The sequence below is a fragment of the Streptomyces bikiniensis genome (assembly GCF_000716625.1).
GTDB classification, from domain to species: Bacteria; Actinomycetota; Actinomycetes; order Streptomycetales; family Streptomycetaceae; genus Streptomyces; species Streptomyces bikiniensis.
Window position 1 is genome coordinate 1 of the sequence record NZ_JNXJ01000007.1, and the last position, 16,493, is coordinate 16,493.

Annotated in this window: 12 protein-coding genes; 3 read left to right on the top strand and 9 right to left on the bottom strand. The window is 71.0% G+C overall.

All coding sequences use genetic code 11. The features are described from left to right. Positions 1-281: 281 nt before the first annotated feature. From OO47_RS06610 to thyX, 3 genes are all read right to left on the bottom strand, one after another. A complete protein-coding gene (locus tag OO47_RS06610) occupies positions 282-1,967 on the bottom strand; it encodes a ribonuclease J (RefSeq protein ID WP_030217748.1) in 1,686 nt (561 codons plus the stop codon). A 135-nt stretch (positions 1,968-2,102) separates the two neighbouring features. Beyond that, positions 2,103-3,002, bottom strand: a complete 900-nt coding sequence (gene dapA / locus OO47_RS06615; RefSeq protein ID WP_030217750.1) for a 4-hydroxy-tetrahydrodipicolinate synthase — start codon at positions 3,000-3,002, stop codon at positions 2,103-2,105. Positions 3,003-3,192: 190 nt separating this feature from the next. Beyond that, on the bottom strand, positions 3,193-3,933 hold the full coding sequence (gene thyX, locus OO47_RS06620) for an FAD-dependent thymidylate synthase (RefSeq protein ID WP_030217753.1): 741 nt from the start codon (positions 3,931-3,933) through the stop codon (positions 3,193-3,195). Positions 3,934-4,161: 228 nt separating this feature from the next. Here thyX and OO47_RS06625 point away from each other — a divergent pair, with 228 nt between their 5' ends. Both OO47_RS06625 and OO47_RS06630 read left to right on the top strand, forming a co-directional pair. Then, positions 4,162-4,401, top strand: coding sequence for a hypothetical protein (locus OO47_RS06625; RefSeq protein WP_030217756.1), 240 nt, complete (start codon positions 4,162-4,164; stop codon positions 4,399-4,401). A 54-nt stretch (positions 4,402-4,455) separates the two neighbouring features. After that, positions 4,456-5,019 carry a hypothetical protein gene (locus OO47_RS06630; RefSeq protein WP_030217760.1) on the top strand — a complete coding sequence of 188 codons (564 nt, stop codon included), beginning with the start codon at positions 4,456-4,458 and terminating at the stop codon, positions 5,017-5,019. Here OO47_RS06630 and OO47_RS06635 read toward each other — a convergent pair. From OO47_RS06635 to eccD, 6 genes are all read right to left on the bottom strand, one after another. Continuing rightward, positions 5,009-5,461 (bottom strand): hypothetical protein, encoded by a 453-nt coding sequence (locus tag OO47_RS06635; protein ID WP_030217763.1) that lies wholly within the window; start codon positions 5,459-5,461, stop codon positions 5,009-5,011. The two genes, OO47_RS06630 and OO47_RS06635, sit on opposite strands and share 11 nt — an antisense overlap. A 5-nt stretch (positions 5,462-5,466) precedes the next feature. Next, positions 5,467-6,219, bottom strand: a complete 753-nt coding sequence (dapB, locus tag OO47_RS06640) for a 4-hydroxy-tetrahydrodipicolinate reductase (protein ID WP_030217767.1) — start codon at positions 6,217-6,219, stop codon at positions 5,467-5,469. A gap of 27 nt (positions 6,220-6,246) precedes the next feature. Further along, positions 6,247-7,626 (bottom strand): M16 family metallopeptidase, encoded by a 1,380-nt coding sequence (locus tag OO47_RS06645; protein WP_030217770.1) that lies wholly within the window; start codon positions 7,624-7,626, stop codon positions 6,247-6,249. Next, positions 7,623-9,839, bottom strand: a complete 2,217-nt coding sequence (locus OO47_RS06650) for a polyribonucleotide nucleotidyltransferase (RefSeq protein ID WP_030217773.1) — start codon at positions 9,837-9,839, stop codon at positions 7,623-7,625. The genes OO47_RS06645 and OO47_RS06650 overlap by 4 nt, the downstream gene beginning before the upstream one ends. A 350-nt stretch (positions 9,840-10,189) precedes the next feature. Then, positions 10,190-10,480, bottom strand: a complete 291-nt coding sequence (rpsO, locus tag OO47_RS06655) for a 30S ribosomal protein S15 (protein WP_015036567.1) — start codon at positions 10,478-10,480, stop codon at positions 10,190-10,192. Positions 10,481-10,693: 213 nt separating this feature from the next. Beyond that, positions 10,694-12,193 carry a type VII secretion integral membrane protein EccD gene (gene eccD, locus OO47_RS06660; RefSeq protein ID WP_030217776.1) on the bottom strand — a complete coding sequence of 500 codons (1,500 nt, stop codon included), beginning with the start codon at positions 12,191-12,193 and terminating at the stop codon, positions 10,694-10,696. Positions 12,194-12,462: 269 nt separating this feature from the next. Between eccD and OO47_RS06665 the strand changes: the two genes are divergently transcribed. Continuing rightward, positions 12,463-16,428, top strand: a complete 3,966-nt coding sequence (locus OO47_RS06665; protein WP_030217777.1) for a type VII secretion protein EccC — start codon at positions 12,463-12,465, stop codon at positions 16,426-16,428. The last annotated feature ends 65 nt before the right edge of the window (positions 16,429-16,493 follow it).

A 16,493-nucleotide genomic window follows, 5' to 3' on the forward strand; every position in this document is an offset into this window, starting at 1 on the left:
CTCCGGGCTTTTCCCTTCGGTCTTGCGTCTCCGACTCTATCAGATCTTTCCGACCCGATTTCCTCGGTGCTTTCCGGTCCCTTTCGCTTTCGCTCCGGGGGCCTTTCGGCGTTTCCGACTTTATCAGAAGTTCTGAGTCGGATTTCCCGCCTCCCGTTCGGCCTTCCGGGCGCACGTCGGCGCCGGGGCTTCCCGTTCTGGCGGAGCCGTAAACGTACTGGAGCGGGGCGCCCCGATGCAAATCGAGGGGCCCCGCTCAAGTAACGCGCTGGTCAGGCCTGTCAGACCTCCACGACGACCGGGAGGATCATCGGGCGCCGGCGGTAGGTGTCGGAGACCCACTTGCCGACCGTGCGGCGGATCAGCTGCTGGAGCTGGTGGGCGTCGACGACGCCGTCCTGGAAGGACTTGTTGAGCGCCTGGTCGATCTTCGGGAGCACCGCGTCGAAGGCGGAGTCCTCGATGCCGGAGCCGCGGGCGTGGACGTTCGGTCCGCCGACGATCTTGCCGGTGGAGGAGTCGACCACGACGAAGACCGAGATGATGCCCTCCTCGCCGAGGATCCGGCGGTCCTTGAGGGAGGACTCGGTGACGTCGCCGACCGAGAGGCCGTCGACGTACACGTAACCCGCCTGGACCTTGCCGGTGATCCGGGCGCGGCCGTCGACCAGGTCGACCACGACGCCGTCCTCGGCGATGACGATGTGGTCCTTGGGGATGCCCGTCATCGCGCCGAGCTCGGCGTTGGCGCGCAGGTGGCGCCATTCGCCGTGGACCGGCATGAGGTTCCTGGGCCGGCAGATGTTGTAGAAGTACAGCAGCTCGCCGGCCGAGGCGTGGCCCGAGACGTGGACCTTGGCGTTGCCCTTGTGGACGACGTTCGCGCCCCAGCGGGTCAGGCCGTTGATCACGCGGTAGACCGCGTTCTCGTTGCCCGGGATCAGGGAGGACGCCAGGATCACGGTGTCGCCGGGGACGATCCGGATCTGGTGGTCGCGGTTGGCCATGCGGGACAGGGCCGCCATCGGCTCGCCCTGGGAACCCGTGCAGACGAGCACGACCTCGTCGTCCGGCAGGTCGTCGAGGGTCTTCACGTCCACGACGAGGCCGGCCGGGACCCGGAGGTAGCCCAGGTCGCGGGCGATGCCCATGTTGCGGACCATCGAGCGGCCGACGAAGGCGACCCGGCGCCCGTACTCGTGGGCGGCGTCGAGGATCTGCTGGATGCGGTGCACGTGGCTGGCGAAGCTGGCCACGATGATGCGCTTCGGGGCGTTCGCGAAGACGGTCCGGAGGACATTGGAGATGTCCCGCTCCGGCGGGACGAAGCCCGGGACCTCGGCGTTCGTGGAGTCGGAGAGCAGGAGGTCGATGCCCTCCTCGCTGAGCCGCGCGAACGCGTGCAGGTCGGTGAGGCGCCCGTCCAGCGGCAGCTGGTCCATCTTGAAGTCGCCGGTGGCGACGACCATGCCCGCGGGGGTGCGGACCGCGACGGCGAGCGCGTCCGGGATGGAGTGGTTGACCGCGACGAACTCGCAGTCGAACGCGCCCAGGACCTCCCGGTCGCCCTCCTTCACCTCAAGGGTGTAGGGGCGGATGCGGTGCTCCTGGAGCTTGGCCTCGATCAGGGCGAGGGTCAGCTTGGAGCCGATCAGCGGGATGTCCGGCTTGAGCCGGAGCAGGTAGGGGACGGCACCGATGTGGTCCTCGTGGCCGTGCGTGAGCACGATGCCCTCGATGTCGTCGAGGCGGTCCCGGATGATGGTGAAGTCCGGGAGGATCAGGTCGATGCCGGGCTGCTCCTCCTCGGGGAAGAGGACGCCGCAGTCGACGATGAGCAGGCGGCCGTCGAATTCGAAGACCGTCATGTTGCGGCCGATCTCGCCGAGGCCGCCGAGCGGGATGACGCGCAGGGCGCCCTTGGGCAGCTTCGGCGGGGCGCCGAGTTCGGGATGCGGATGACTCAAAAGACTCTCCTCACCACGCGCGCCACGTACCCCCTGGCACGTGGCGCGCATGACAATCGTGCACTTGCTGTTGTGGGTTTTCAGTTGTCGAACGTCTTCAGTTGTCGAGACCTTGTTCAGTTGTGAAGTCCGTTGTCAGAGTTCTACCCCGCCGACGGCCAGATCGACCTTGAGCTGGTCCGTCTCCTGGGGGGAGAGTTCCACGAGCGGCAGCCGGAGCGGTCCTGCCGGAAGCCCCTGGAGGGCGAGGGCGGCCTTGGTGGTCATGACGCCCTGGGTGCGGAACATGCCGGTGTAGACCGGGAGCAGCTTCTGGTGGATCTCGGTGGCCTTCTGGACCTCGCCGCCCAGGTGGGCTTCGAGGAGGGCGCGGAGCTCCGGGGTCACGACGTGGCCCACGACGGAGACGAAGCCGCAGGCGCCCACGGAGAGCAGCGGCAGGTTGAGCATGTCGTCGCCGGAGTACCAGGCGAGGCCGGAGCGGGCGATGGCCCAGCTCGCGCGGCCGAGGTCGCCCTTGGCGTCCTTGTTGGCCACGACGCGCGGGTGCTCGGCGAGGCGGACGATCGTCTCGGTGTCGATCGGGACGCCGCTGCGGCCGGGGATGTCGTAGAGCATCACCGGGAGGCCGGTGGCGTCGGCGATGGCCGAGAAGTGCCGGTACAGGCCCTCCTGCGGGGGCTTGTTGTAGTACGGCGTGACGGCGAGGAGGCCGTGGGCGCCGTCGCGCTCGGCCGTGCGGGCGAGTTCGATCGAGTGGTGGGTGTCGTTGGTGCCGATGCCGGCGACGACGTGGGCGCGGTCGCCGACGGCCTCCAGGACCGCTCGTACCAGCTCCGATTTCTCCGCGTCGCTGGTGGTGGGGGACTCGCCGGTGGTCCCGTTGATGACGAGGCCGTCGTTGCCCGCGTCCACCAGGTGGGTGGCGAGCCGCTGGGCGCCGTCGAGGTCGAGTGCGCCGTCCGCCGTGAAGGGCGTGACCATGGCGGTGAGGACCCGCCCGAAGGGGGTCTGCGGAGTGGAGATCGGAGCCATGGGTAACACGCTACTCGCTGCTCAGCGCCGGGTGTCCCCCTGGGGGACGGGAGAAAGGGAGCCCGGCGCTGCCTGCTCGGGGGTTCAGACAGCGCCGGGTCCGTTTGATCAGCCTAGATGAACTTCGTGAAACGTCGCAATACGGACACTTCGCGTCACGAGTCGGACATGTGTGCCCCACGGACGTGCGCTACGGGGCCACGCGCCCGTTCTTGTTGAAGGCGGCGTGGGTCAGCGGCATCAGCCGGGCCCAGTGCTCCTCCATCTTCTCGCCGACCATCTCGATCTCCCGCTGCGGGAAGGACGGGACGGCGGCCAGCTCGTGCTGGGTGCGCAGGCCCAGGAAGTGCATGAGCGAGCGCGCGTTGCAGGTGGCGTACATCGAGGAGAAGAGGCCGACCGGAAGGACCGAACGGGCGACCTCGCGGGCGACACCGGCGGCCAGCATCTCCTGGTACGTCTCGTAGGCCTTCCGGTACGAGTCCTCCATCGTGCGGGTGACCAGGTCGTGCTGCTCCCGGGTGCCCTCGACGAAGACGTACTTGCCGGGGCGGCCCTCCTGGACGAGCTTGCGGGAGGCGTCGGGGACGTAGAAGACCGGCTGGAGCTCCCTGTAGCGGCCCGACTCCTCGTTGTACGACCAGCCCACGCGGTGCCGCATGAACTCGCGGAACACGAAGATGGGGGCGCTGACGAAGAAGGTCATCGAGTTGTGCTCGAACGGGCTGCCGTGGCGGTCGCGCATCAAGAAGTTGATGAGGCCCTTCGAGCGCTCCGGGTCCTTCTGGAGCTCTTCGAGGGACTGCTCGCCCGCCGTGGAGACCCGGGCGGCCCACAGGACGTCGGAGTCGGCCGCCGCGCTCTTGACCAGGTCGACGGTGACGTCGCTCCGGAAGTCGATCTTCACGTTCTCGGTGGGGCTGTCGCTCACCAGCGGTCCTTCCAGTCGGGGTGCAGCCGCCCACTTTAACGAGGGGCCGAGGGCAGATCCGCCGCAGGTCGGACCCCCTCCTACCGGAGGACTACATTCGGCCGGTTTGGTGAAATCCTTGACGAAAACGGGCACCGAAAGACCGGTTCTGTCGTCTGTACCTGTGAAGCACGACGACACACGAGTGCGTCGACACACGAGTGCGACGACCCGAGGAGAGTGGACCTGATGCTGCGCCGGCGAGAGCCCGTACCGTTCGCGTTCGTCGCGGAGGCCGACAGCTTTCGCAGTAACGTCACTCCACCGCCCCGGGAGCGCCTCAACGCCTCGCAGCTCGTGGGCCGCACCCTGCTCGGACTGACCGTCGTGGCCGGTCTCGTCGGGTCGCTGGTCCTCGGGATGCCCTCGCTCCAGTCGGGCGACTCGGCCACTCGTCAGCAGCAGTCCGAGGCCTCCGACAACCGCTGAGGTAGCCTCACCGGGCATCGCCCCTTCGAGCGTGCTTGTGAGTGAGGATCTGTCGTGCCCCTGCCCTTTCTGACGGCCGACCGTGCTTTTGACGCGAACGACCAGGTCGCCCTGCCGTTCGACGACCACGACCAGTGGCGTCGTCCGTACCGGCCGGGGTCCTGGCGGGTCGGGGCGGCGGCGCTTTCGCTGCTGCTCGCCTCCTTCGTCCTCCTCGCCGCGGTGATCATCGCCGCGGCGGGCTCCGTCGGCGGCGCGGCCGTCACCTTCGGCATCGCCGGGGGCGTCATCGCGGCCACCCTGCGGGCGCTGCGGATGGGCACCTGGGTGAGCCGGGCCGGGGTGCGCCGCGTGGGCTTCCTCTCGACCGTCACCGTGCCGTGGGCCAAGGTGACCTCCGTGCGGACCGTCCAGCAGCCGGTGCGCTGGCTGGGGCTTCCCCGCACCGTCCAGGGCCAGGCCCTGGTGCTCGGCCGGCAGGGCGGTGAGCAGCTGGTGCTGCTCACCGACCACAGCGCCGACTTCCTCTCCCGGGTCGAGGCCTTCGACCGGGCGGCCGACACGGTCGAGGCCTGGAACGCCGAGTACGGCACGGCCCCGGTCGCCGCTACGCGCTGACCGGGCGCCCCTCGTGGAGCGCGATGGCCCGCTGCATCGCCTTGCGGGCCCTGGGGGTGTCGCGGGCGTCGTGGTAGGCGACCGCGAGCCGGAACCAGCAGCGCCAGTCCTCGGGCGAGTCCTCCGTCTCGGCCTTGCGCCGGGCGAAGACCTCGTCGGCCGAGTCGCGGTCGATCCGGCCGCCCGCCGTGCGCTTCAGCTCGTCGACGGGCAGACCGCCCTCCGCCTCCAGCTCGGCGGCGAGGCGGTTCGCCCGGCGCGCGAAGCGGGTGTTCTTCCAGAGGAACCAGCCGCCGACCAGGGGCAGCAGGAACGCCACCGCGCCCATGCCCATGGCGGCCGGTTCGCCCGTGAGGAGCAGCAGGACGCCCTCCATCGCCACCACGCCGAAGACGAGCACGAGCACGGTGGCGAGGAAGACGTACGTGATCTTTCCGCCCATGGCCGTCAGCCCAGGTCCAGGAAGTGCTCCAGGCCGAAGGTGAGGCCGGGGGCGGCGGTCACGCGACGGGCGCCGAGCAGGATGCCCGGCATGAAGCTGGAGTGGTGGAGGGAGTCGTGCCGGACGGTGAGGGTCTCGCCCTCGCCGCCGAGCAGCACCTCCTGGTGGGCGAGGAGCCCGCGCAGGCGCACGGCGTGCACCGGGACGCCGTCGACGTCGGCGCCGCGCGCGCCGTCCAGGGCCGTGGTCGTGGCGTCGGGCTGCGGGGCGCAGCCTGCCTTCGACCGGGCCTCGGCGATCAGCTGGGCGGTGCGGGTGGCGGTGCCCGAGGGGGCGTCCACCTTGTTCGGGTGGTGCAGCTCGACGACCTCGACCGACTCGAAGTACGGGGCCGCGAGCTGGGCGAACCTCATGGTGAGGACCGCGCCGATGGAGAAGTTCGGGGCGATGAGGACGCCGGTCCCCGGCGAGGCGTCGAGCCGGGTCCGCAGCCGCGCGAGGCGCTCCTCGGTCCAGCCGGTGGTGCCGACGACCGCGTGGATGCCGTGGCCCAGGCAGAACTCGAGGTTCTCCATCACCGAGTCGGGCGTGGTCAGCTCGACCACGACCTGGGCGTCCGCCTCGACGAGCTTCGACAGCTCGTCGCCGCGGCCGAGAGCCGCGACCAGTTCCATGTCCTCGGCGGCCTCGACGGCCCGGACCGCTTCGGAGCCGATGCGGCCCCGTGCTCCGAGGACCGCCACGCGCAGCTTGCTCATTGCTCTTCCTTAAGGGGGACTCGTGGGTCAGGAGACCGCTCGCTGGAGGCGGTCGGCCTGCTTGTCCTTCAGCGGGCCGATCACCGAGAGCGAGGGCCGCTGCTCCAGTACATCGCGGGCGACCTCCCGGACCTCGTCCGGGGTGACGGCGGCTATCCGGGCCAGCATGTCGTCGACCGACATCTGGCTGCCCCAGCACAGCTCGCTCTTGCCGATGCGGTTCATCAGGGCGCCGGTGTCCTCCAGGCCGAGCACCGTGGAACCGGAGAGCTGGCCGACGGCACGGCGGATCTCCTCGTCCGTGAGGCCGTCGGAGGCGACCTTGTGGAGCTCTTCCCGGCAGATCTTCAGGACGTCGTGGACCTGGCCGGGCCGGCAGCCCGCGTACACCCCGAAGAGGCCGCAGTCGGCGAAGCCCGAGGTGTACGAGTACACGCTGTAGGCCAGGCCGCGCTTCTCGCGGACCTCCTGGAAGAGGCGGGAGGACATGCCGCCGCCGAGGGCGGTGTTCAGCACGCCGAGGGCCCAGCGGCGCTCGTCGGTGCGGGCCAGGCCCGGCATGCCCAGGACCACGTGGGCCTGCTCGGTCCTGCGGTTCAGGAGCTCGACGCGGCCCGCCGCGCGCAGGGTGCGGCGGCCGTCGCGGGGGGCGACGGGGACGGCGTCGGTGTGCCCGAGGGCGCCGGCCTTCTCGAAGGCGCGGCGGACCTGGCGCACCACCGTGGCGTGGTCGACGTTGCCGGCGGCGGCGACGACCAGGTGGGTCGGGTCGTAGTGCTTCTTGTAGAAGCGGGCGATCTGGCTCCGGGTGAGCGCGTTAACGGTGTCGACGGTGCCGAGGACCGGGCGGCCCAGCGGGGTGTCGCCGAACATCGTCTGCGCGAACAGCTCGTGCACGACGTCGCCGGGGTCGTCCTCGGTCATCGCGATCTCTTCGAGGATGACGCCGCGTTCGGCGTCCACGTCCTCGTCGAGGATGAGCGAGCCGGTGAGCATGTCGCAGACGACGTCGATCGCGAGCGGCAGGTCGGTGTCGAGGACCCGGGCGTAGTAGCAGGTGTACTCCTTCGCCGTGAAGGCGTTCATCTCGCCGCCGACCGCGTCGATCGCGGCGGAGATGTCGAGGGCGGACCGCTTGCGGGTGCCCTTGAAGAGGAGGTGCTCCAGGTAGTGGGTGGCGCCGTTGAGTGCCGGGGTCTCGTCGCGGGAGCCGACGTGCGCCCAGATGCCGAAGGTGGCGGAGCGCACGGAGGGGAGGGTCTCGGTGACGATGCGGAGGCCGCCGGGGAGGGTCGTGCGGCGGACCGTGCCGATGCCGTCCTTGCCCGGGAGAAGCGTTTGGGTACGGGCGACGGCCCGCCCCTCCGAAGAGGGGCGGGCCGTCGCGCGGGGACTACGGGACGTCACTTGGCGGCGTCGTCCTTCTCGCCCTCGGCGTCCTCGTCCGCGATCACGGGGATCAGGGAGAGCTTGCCGCGCTGGTCGATCTCGGCGATCTCGACCTGGACCTTGGAGCCGATCGCGAGCACGTCCTCGACGTTCTCCACGCGCTTGCCGCCGGCGAGCTTGCGGATCTGCGAGATGTGCAGCAGGCCGTCCTTGCCCGGGAGCAGGGAGACGAAGGCACCGAAGGTGGTGGTCTTGACGACCGTGCCCAGGTAGCGCTCGCCGACCTCCGGCATGGTCGGGTTGGCGATGCCGTTGATCGTGGCGCGGGCGGCCTCGGCGGCCGGACCGTCGGCGGCACCGATGTAGATGGTGCCGTCGTCCTCGATCGTGATCTCGGCGCCGGTGTCCTCCTGGATCTGGTTGATCATCTTGCCCTTGGGGCCGATGACCTCGCCGATCTTGTCCACGGGGATCTTGACGGTGATGATCCGCGGGGCGTTGGGGGACATCTCGTCCGGGGTGTCGATCGCTTCCATCATCACGTCGAGGATGTGGAGGCGGGCGTCGCGGGCCTGCTTGAGGGCCGCGGCCAGGACGGAGGCCGGGATGCCGTCCAGCTTGGTGTCGAGCTGGAGGGCGGTGACGAAGTCCTTCGTACCGGCGACCTTGAAGTCCATGTCGCCGAAGGCGTCCTCCGCACCGAGGATGTCGGTGAGGGCGACGTAGTGCGTCTGGCCGTCGATCTCCTCGGAGATCAGGCCCATGGCGATGCCGGCGACGGGGGCCTTGAGGGGCACACCGGCGTTCAGCAGCGACATGGTGGAGGCGCAGACCGAGCCCATGGACGTCGAGCCGTTGGAGCCGAGGGCCTCGGACACCTGGCGGATCGCGTAGGGGAACTCCTCGCGGGTCGGGAGGACCGGCACGAGGGCGCGCTCGGCGAGGGCGCCGTGGCCGATCTCGCGGCGCTTGGGCGAGCCCACGCGGCCGGTCTCGCCGACGGAGTACGGCGGGAAGTTGTAGTTGTGCATGTAGCGCTTGCGGGTCACCGGGGAGAGGGTGTCCAGCTGCTGCTCCATGCGGAGCATGTTGAGGGTGGTGACGCCCAGGATCTGGGTCTCGCCGCGCTCGAACAGGGCGGAGCCGTGCACGCGCGGGATGGCCTCGACCTCGGCGGCGAGCGTACGGATGTCCGTGATGCCGCGGCCGTCGATGCGGACCTTGTCCTTGATGATGCGCTCGCGGACCAGCTTCTTGGTCAGCGCGCGGTAGGCGCCCGAGATCTCCTTCTCGCGGCCCTCGAAGGCCGGGAGGAGCTTCTCGGCGGCGAGTTCCTTGATGCGGTCGAGCTCGGCCTCGCGCTCCTGCTTGCCGGCGATGGTGAGTGCCTGGGCGAGCTCGCCCTTGACGGCGGCGGAGAGCGCCTCCAGGACGTCGTCCTGGTAGTCGAGGAAGACCGGGAACTCGCCGGTGGGCTTGGCGGCCTTGGCGGCGAGGTCCGACTGGGCCTTGCAGAGGACCTTGATGAAGGGCTTCGCGGCCTCGAGACCGGCGGCGACGACCTCCTCGGTCGGCGCCTCGGCGCCGACCTTGACCAGCTGGATGGTCTTCTCGGTGGCCTCGGCCTCGACCATCATGATCGCGACGTCGCCGTCCTCCAGGACGCGGCCGGCGACGACCATGTCGAAGACGGCGTCCTCGAGCTCGGTGTGCGTCGGGAACGCGACCCACTGGCCCTTGATCAGGGCGACGCGGGTGCCGCCGATGGGGCCGGAGAAGGGCAGGCCGGCGAGCTGCGTGGAGCAGGAGGCGGCGTTGATGGCGACCACGTCGTACAGGTGGTCGGGGTTGAGCGCCATGATCGTCTCGACGATCTGGATCTCGTTGCGCAGGCCCTTTTTGAAGGAGGGGCGCAGCGGGCGGTCGATCAGGCGACAGGTGAGGACGGCGTCCTCGGAGGGGCGGCCCTCCCGGCGGAAGAAGGAGCCGGGGATCTTGCCGGCCGCGTACATCCGCTCCTCGACGTCCACCGTCAGGGGGAAGAAGTCGAGCTGGTCCTTGGGGCGCTTCGATGCGGTGGTCGCCGAGAGGACCATCGTGTCGTCGTCCAGGTAGGCGACGGCGGAGCCGGCGGCCTGCTTGGCGAGGCGGCCGGTCTCGAAGCGGATGGTGCGGGTGCCGAAGGCTCCGTTGTCGATGACGGCCTCGGCGTAGTGGGTCTCGTTCTCCACTATGGGGTTCTCCTACGTGTTCGTCTTTGCGTCCGGGGCCCGTGTGGCCGGGGACGGTGTGCGACGGCGGCGGAGAAGCTCGGAGGGCGGGCCGGTCTTCGATCGAAGCACCCGGGGTTTCGGTTCCGGGGGCCACTACCGAGGACCGGCGGCTGGCCGGCGGCTTCTCGCTCGTCGTTATGGGGTTGTGGCTACCAGACTAAATGTCCGGGCGCACTTCGCGCACGTACGGCGGTCCGTACGGCACGTGTGCGACAGCCCGTACGACGATCCGCACGGCAGTCCGTACGGGCGTACGTACGGCGAAGGGAGCGGCCCCCGGCAGTGGGAACCGCTCCCTTCACGGCGTCTTACTTGGCACCGCCGGCCGCACCGCGGCGGATGCCGAGGCGGTCGACCAGCGTACGGAAGCGCTGGATGTCCTTCTTGGCCAGGTACTGCAGCAGGCGGCGGCGCTGGCCGACCAGGATCAGCAGACCACGGCGGGAGTGGTGGTCGTGCTTGTGCTGCTTGAGGTGCTCGGTCAGGTCCGAGATGCGACGGGACAGCATCGCGACCTGGACCTCGGGGGAGCCGGTGTCGCCCTCCTTGGTGCCGAACTCGGCCATGATCTGCTTCTTGACGGCGGCGTCGAGAGCCACGCGGATCTCCTCTTGGTTCACGCGCCCGCGAGTGCCCCTGGTCTTGGTCTCAGGGGAAGCTTCCGTGACTCGACGGGCGAAGGTCCGATGGGCGCAGCTTCCAGAGGCTTCGAGGGCTTCCGGAAGCGCGTACACAAACGGCCGTCACACAGCGTACCAGGGCTCGGGAGGTCGCCGTCCGGCACCCCGGCCCGGGAGCTCCGGCGCCCCGGCTCAGGACGTCAGCGCCCGGACGGAGTGGTAGACGTCGAAGACCGCCAGGCAGAGCGGCAGCAGGGTGAGCAGGACGAAGGTCTCGGCGATCTCCAGGAAGCGGCCCCAGAAGGGGGTGACGCCCTTGCGCGGGACGATCAGGCCGATGGCGGTGATCAGCGCGGCGACGCCCGCGACGGCGGCGGAGAGCCAGACCGTACGGATGTCCAGGCCCGTGCCGTCGCCCTTGAGGGCCTCCTGGATCAGCTCCGCGGGCGGGTTGAGGCAGAGGCCGAGGCCGAGGAGCACCAGGGCGCCGAGGCCGGCCCCGAGGGCGCAGCCGACCTGCGCGGTGTAGCGGAAGAGGTGGGCGCGCATCAGCATGGCGACGCCGGTGGCGAGCGCCAGGAGCTGCCCCCAGACGTTCTCGGAGAAGCCGAGGACGGCCGCGGCGCCGACGGCGACGAGGGCGCAGCCGCCGACGAGGCCGACCAGGAGCTCGTGGCCGCGGCGGGCCTGCGCGGCGATGCGGGCGGCGTCCACCGGACCCTGGGGCTCGGCCTCGGTGCCGTAGCCGCCGACGCCGGTCCTGGGCGGGTCGAAGCCGATGGGGAGCCGGGCGAACCGGGTGGAGAGTCCGGGCAGGAAGGCGAGGGCGCCGACGGCGAGGGGTGCGCAGACGGCGGCGGTCTCGGACGGCGTCAGGCCGGTCAGGATGGCCGTGAAGACGACGAGGAGGCCGATGGCCGAGGCGAGGACGAACGCGACGAACGGGCCGTCGCCGCCCGGGGAGACGATCGTCAGGATCACGGCGAGGACGAGGACGGCGGCGCAGGCGAGGAGGAACTGGAGCCTGCCGATGCCCTGCCCCGCCGCCAGGGGCAGCAGTCCGGAGCCGGCGACGGCGGCGTTCGCCAGGGCGCCGATGCCGAGGGCGACGGCGGAGCCCCGGTCGTCGTACACCCGGGCGCGGACGGCGGCGAGCGCGAGGAGGAGCACGCCGGTGACGGCGGCGAGGATGCCCGGCAGGCCGTGCATGTCGTGCCGGGGGTCGGCCGTCCACAGGACGAACGCGAGCAGGACGAGGAGGACCGAGCCCCCGAGGAGGCCGGCGCCGCGCATCAGCGCGTCGGACCAGAGCGTGCGGTCGCGCGCCACGGCGGAGGCCACGGCGTCCGAGACGTCGTCGAAGACGGCGGGCGGCAGGGACTCGGCGAAGGGGCGCAGCGAGAGCAGTTCGCCGTCGAGGATGCGCTGGGCGGCGAGCGAGCGGCCGCCGTCGAGGACGGTGCCGTCGCGGCGCACCAGGTGGTAGCCGACCGGGGCGCCCGGTGCCGGGGTCTGGCCGGACAGGCGGAGGACCTCCGGGTAGAGGTCCGCGACCGCGACGTCCTCGGGCAGGGCGACGTCGACGCGGCCGTCGGGCGCGACGACCGTGACCCGGCAGAAGCCGGTACCGCCGTGGAACGCGGCGGCGGAGGCCGACTGGCCCGGTCCGCTGGTCGTGGCTGGGGCCGTCATACTCACCTGCTGCTTCCCCTCGTGGTGACACTGGCCGGCAGGCCCGGCGCCGTGCTCCGGGCGTCGTGGAGGCCCGGTGCGGTGCGCTCTGGACGATGCGCTCCGAATGACCCTTTTTTGCGATAGCTCATGGGAGCGCAAAGATTTCGGGCCACCCTACCGCCCGTCCGCGACTCCGTACCAAAGTAAGATCCGTCCCCGCGGATGGATCTCGTCGCCACGGGGGCGCCCAGAGGAACTTTCCGTCCGGCAACGGAAATTGGTGAGCTGTGAGCCAGATCGTCGTCAAGCGCCCACCACGGGCCCTGCCGTCCGAAGTGCCGAGCGAGCAGGTGCAGTTGCAATCACCTCCGGAGCTGCCCAGGGGGCAGCAGGAGGGCGCTCTGATGCAGCTCCTGCCGATGCTCGGCATGGGCGGTTCGGTCGTCTTCTTCTTCATGACCCCGAATCCGATCATGCGGATCATGGGCATGATCATGATCGCCTCGACGGTCGCCATGGCGATCGCGATGCTGGTCCGCTACCGGCGCGGGACGCAGGGTCAGCTCGCCGACATGAGGCGCGACTACCTGAAGTACCTGACACAGACGCGGCGGGCGGTCCTGAGGACCGCCCGCCTCCAGCGTGACGCGCAGTTCTACCTCCACCCGTCGCCCGAGCAGCTGTGGGCGCTGGTCGCCGAGGGCAGCCGGGTCTGGGAGCGGCGCATCGGCGACGACGACTTCGCGCAGGTCCGCGTCGGGCTCGGCAGCCAGCAGCTCGCGACTCCGCTCGTCGCCCCCGAGACCGCCCCCGTGGACGAGCTGGAGCCGCTGACCGCCGGTGCGATGCGGCAGTTCCTCACCGCGCACGGCACCCTGGACGGCCTGCCCATGGCGGTGTCGCTCCGCGCCTTCTACCACCTCACCGTGCACGGGGACGGCGACTCCGCGCGCTCCACCGCGCGCGCCATGATCGGTTCGCTCGCGGCGCTGCACTCCCCCGAGGACCTGGTCGTCGCGGTCGCCGCGGACGCCGGGGCGGCGCCCGCGTGGGAGTGGGCGAAGTGGCTGCCGCACGTGCAGGCCCCGGGTCCCGGGGACGGTGCGGGCAGCCGGCGCCTGATCACCACGGACGCGCGCGAACTGCAGGACATGCTGGACGCCCGCCTCGAAGGGCGCCCCCGCTTCCAGGGCGCGGCCCACCCCCTGCTCGACCACCCGCACCTCGTCGTCGTCCTCGACGGGCAGTCGGTCCCGCAGACCTCGGCGCTCGCCTCCCCCGAGGGCATCCAGGGCGTGACGATCATCGAGGTCGTCCAGGGGCGGACCAACGGGCCCCGCGGCGACCTGTCCGTGACCGTGGAGGGCGACTCGCTGCGCCTGGAGTCCGGCCACGGGCTGGTGTACGACGGGACGCCCGACCGGCTGGGGCCGGACGCCGCCGAGGCGCTCGCCCGGCAGCTCGCCCCGCTGCGGGTCGCGTCCGGCGCGGACGACGACGAACCGCTGCTCGCCAACCTGGACTTCACCGATCTGCTGAACCTCGGCGACGCGGCGTCGGTCGACGTCGCGCGCACCTGGCGGCCGCGCTCACGCTCGGAGCGGCTGCGGGTGCCGATCGGCGTCGGCGAGGACGGCGTCCCGGTGATGCTCGATCTGAAGGAGGCGGCCCAGGAGGGCATGGGCCCGCACGGCCTGTGCGTGGGCGCGACCGGTTCCGGCAAGTCGGAGCTGCTGCGCACGCTCGTCCTCGGTCTGGCGGTGACGCACTCCTCGGAGACCCTGAACTTCGTCCTCGCGGACTTCAAGGGCGGCGCCACCTTCGCCGGCATGTCGCAGATGCCGCACGTCGCCGCCGTGATCACCAACCTGGCGGACGACCTCACGCTGGTGGACCGCATGGGCGACTCCATCCGGGGCGAGCTCAACCGGCGCCAGGAGATGCTGCGCGACGCGGGCAACTACGCCAACATCCACGACTACGAGAAGGCCCGCGCGGCGGGCGCGCCGCTCCAGCCGATCCCCTCGCTCGTCCTCGTCATCGACGAGTTCAGCGAGCTGCTGACGGCCATGCCGGACTTCATCGAGATGTTCGTGCAGATCGGCCGCATCGGGCGTTCGCTCGGCGTGCACCTGCTGCTGGCCTCGCAGCGCCTGGAGGAGGGCCGGCTGCGCGGTCTGGAGACGTACCTCTCGTACCGGATCGGTCTGCGGACGTTCTCGGCGGCCGAGTCCCGCGCGGCCATCGGCGTGCCCGACGCCTACACGCTGCCGAACGTGCCCGGTTCCGGGTACCTCAAGTACGGCACCGACGAGATGGTCCGCTTCAAGGCGGCGTACGTCTCCGGGGTGTACCGCACGAACCAGCACGCCGCCGTGCCGGGCGGGCCGCTGCCGGTGGACCGCCGGCCGGCCCTGTTCACCGCGGCGCACGTCCCGGTCCACCACGTCGAACCGGCCGCCCGGGAGCGGGTCCCGGAGGCCCGGAGGCCGGAGGACGACGCCCTGGCCGACTCGGTGCTCGACGTGATCGTGCGCCGGCTCGAAGGGCGCGGCGTCGAGGCGCACCAGGTGTGGCTGCCGCCGCTCGACAACCCGCCGCCGCTCGACGCGGTCCTGCCCGGTCTCGCGGGCGTGGAGGGCCGGGGCCTGACACAGCCGGGGTACGAGGGGGCCGGCCGGCTCGTCGTACCGCTGGGCGTCGTGGACAAGCCGTACGAGCAGCGCCGCGACACGCTCTACCGGGACTTCTCCGGCGCCGCGGGCCACATGCAGATCATCGGCGGTCCGCAGTCCGGCAAGTCGACGCTGCTGCGGACGATCGTCTCCGCCTTCGCGCTGACCCACACCCCGCACGAAGTGCAGTTCTACGGACTCGACTTCGGTGGTGGCGGTCTGTCGTCGGTGGCGGGTCTGCCGCACGTCGGCGGGGTGGCCTCCCGGCTCGACCCCGAGCGGGTGCGCCGTACGGTGGCCGAGGTCTACGGGGTCATGTCCCGGCGCGAGGAGTACTTCCGCAGCGCGGGGATCGACTCCATCGCGACGTACCGCAGGCTCCGGGCCCGCGGCGACATCTCGGTGAAGGACCAGCCGTGGGGCGACGTCTTCCTCGTGATCGACGGCTGGGGCAACTTCCGCACCGAGTACGAGGGTCTGGAGGCCGCCGTCGTCGACATCGCCGCGCGCGGGCTCGGCTACGGCATCCACGTGGTCCTGACGGCCTCGCGCTCCATGGAGGTCCGCGCCAACCTCAAGGACCACCTGATGAACAGGCTGGAACTGCGGCTCGGCGACACGATGGACTCCGAGCTGGACCGCAAGATCGCCGCCAACGTGCCGACGGGGGTGCCGGGCCGGGGTCTGACGCCGGAGAAGCTGCACTTCATGGCGGCCGTCCCCCGCATCGACGGCATCAACTCCGACAGCGACCTGTCCGAGGCGACGGCCGCGATGACGCAGGAGGTCACGCGCCACTGGACGGCGCCCGGCGCGCCGGAGGTGCGGCTGCTGCCGCGCGAGCTGGACGTGCGCGAGCTGCCCGCCGGGGACGCGGAGCCGGGGCGCGGCGTGGCGTTCGCCATCGACGAGAACGGCCTGGAGCCGGTCTTCGTGGACTTCGACCGCGACCCGTTCTTCCTGGTCTTCGGCGAGAGCGAGTCGGGCAAGTCGAACCTGCTGCGGCTGCTCATCAAGCAGATCTCGGAGCGGTACGACGGGAGCGCGGCGAAGTTCTTCGTGATCGACAACCGGCGGGCGCTGCTCGACGTCGCCCCGGCGAGCCACCTCGCGGAGTACGTGCCCATGTCGAACAACATGGAGCACCACGTGGACGCGCTCGCCGACCTGATGCGGCGGCGCTCGCCTTCGGCGGACGTCACGGCGCAGCAGCTGCGGGAGCGCAGCTGGTGGCAGGGGCCGTCCCTCTTCGTGGTCGTGGACGACTACGACCTGGTGTCCACGTCCAGCGGCAACCCGCTGGCGAAGCTGACGGAGCTGCTCCCGTTCGCGCGGGACGTGGGCGTCCGCTTCATCATCGCCCGCAGCGCGGCCGGTGCGAGCCGGGCGGCGTACGAGTCCTTCATGCAGCGGATGATGGAGCTGGGCGCCCAGGGCGTGCTGCTCTCCGGCGACCCGCAGGAGGGCGACGTGCTCGGCGGCGTCCGCATGCGGCCGATGCCGGCGGGCCGGGGCATCTACGTGTCGCGGCAGCGGGGGAACCCGCTGGTGCAGACCGGCCGCGTACCGGAGGCGTGAGGGTGCGGGCGGGCGCGTGCGGCTCCGGGTGGGGGCCGGCCCTGCCGCTCGCACGAGTACGTCCG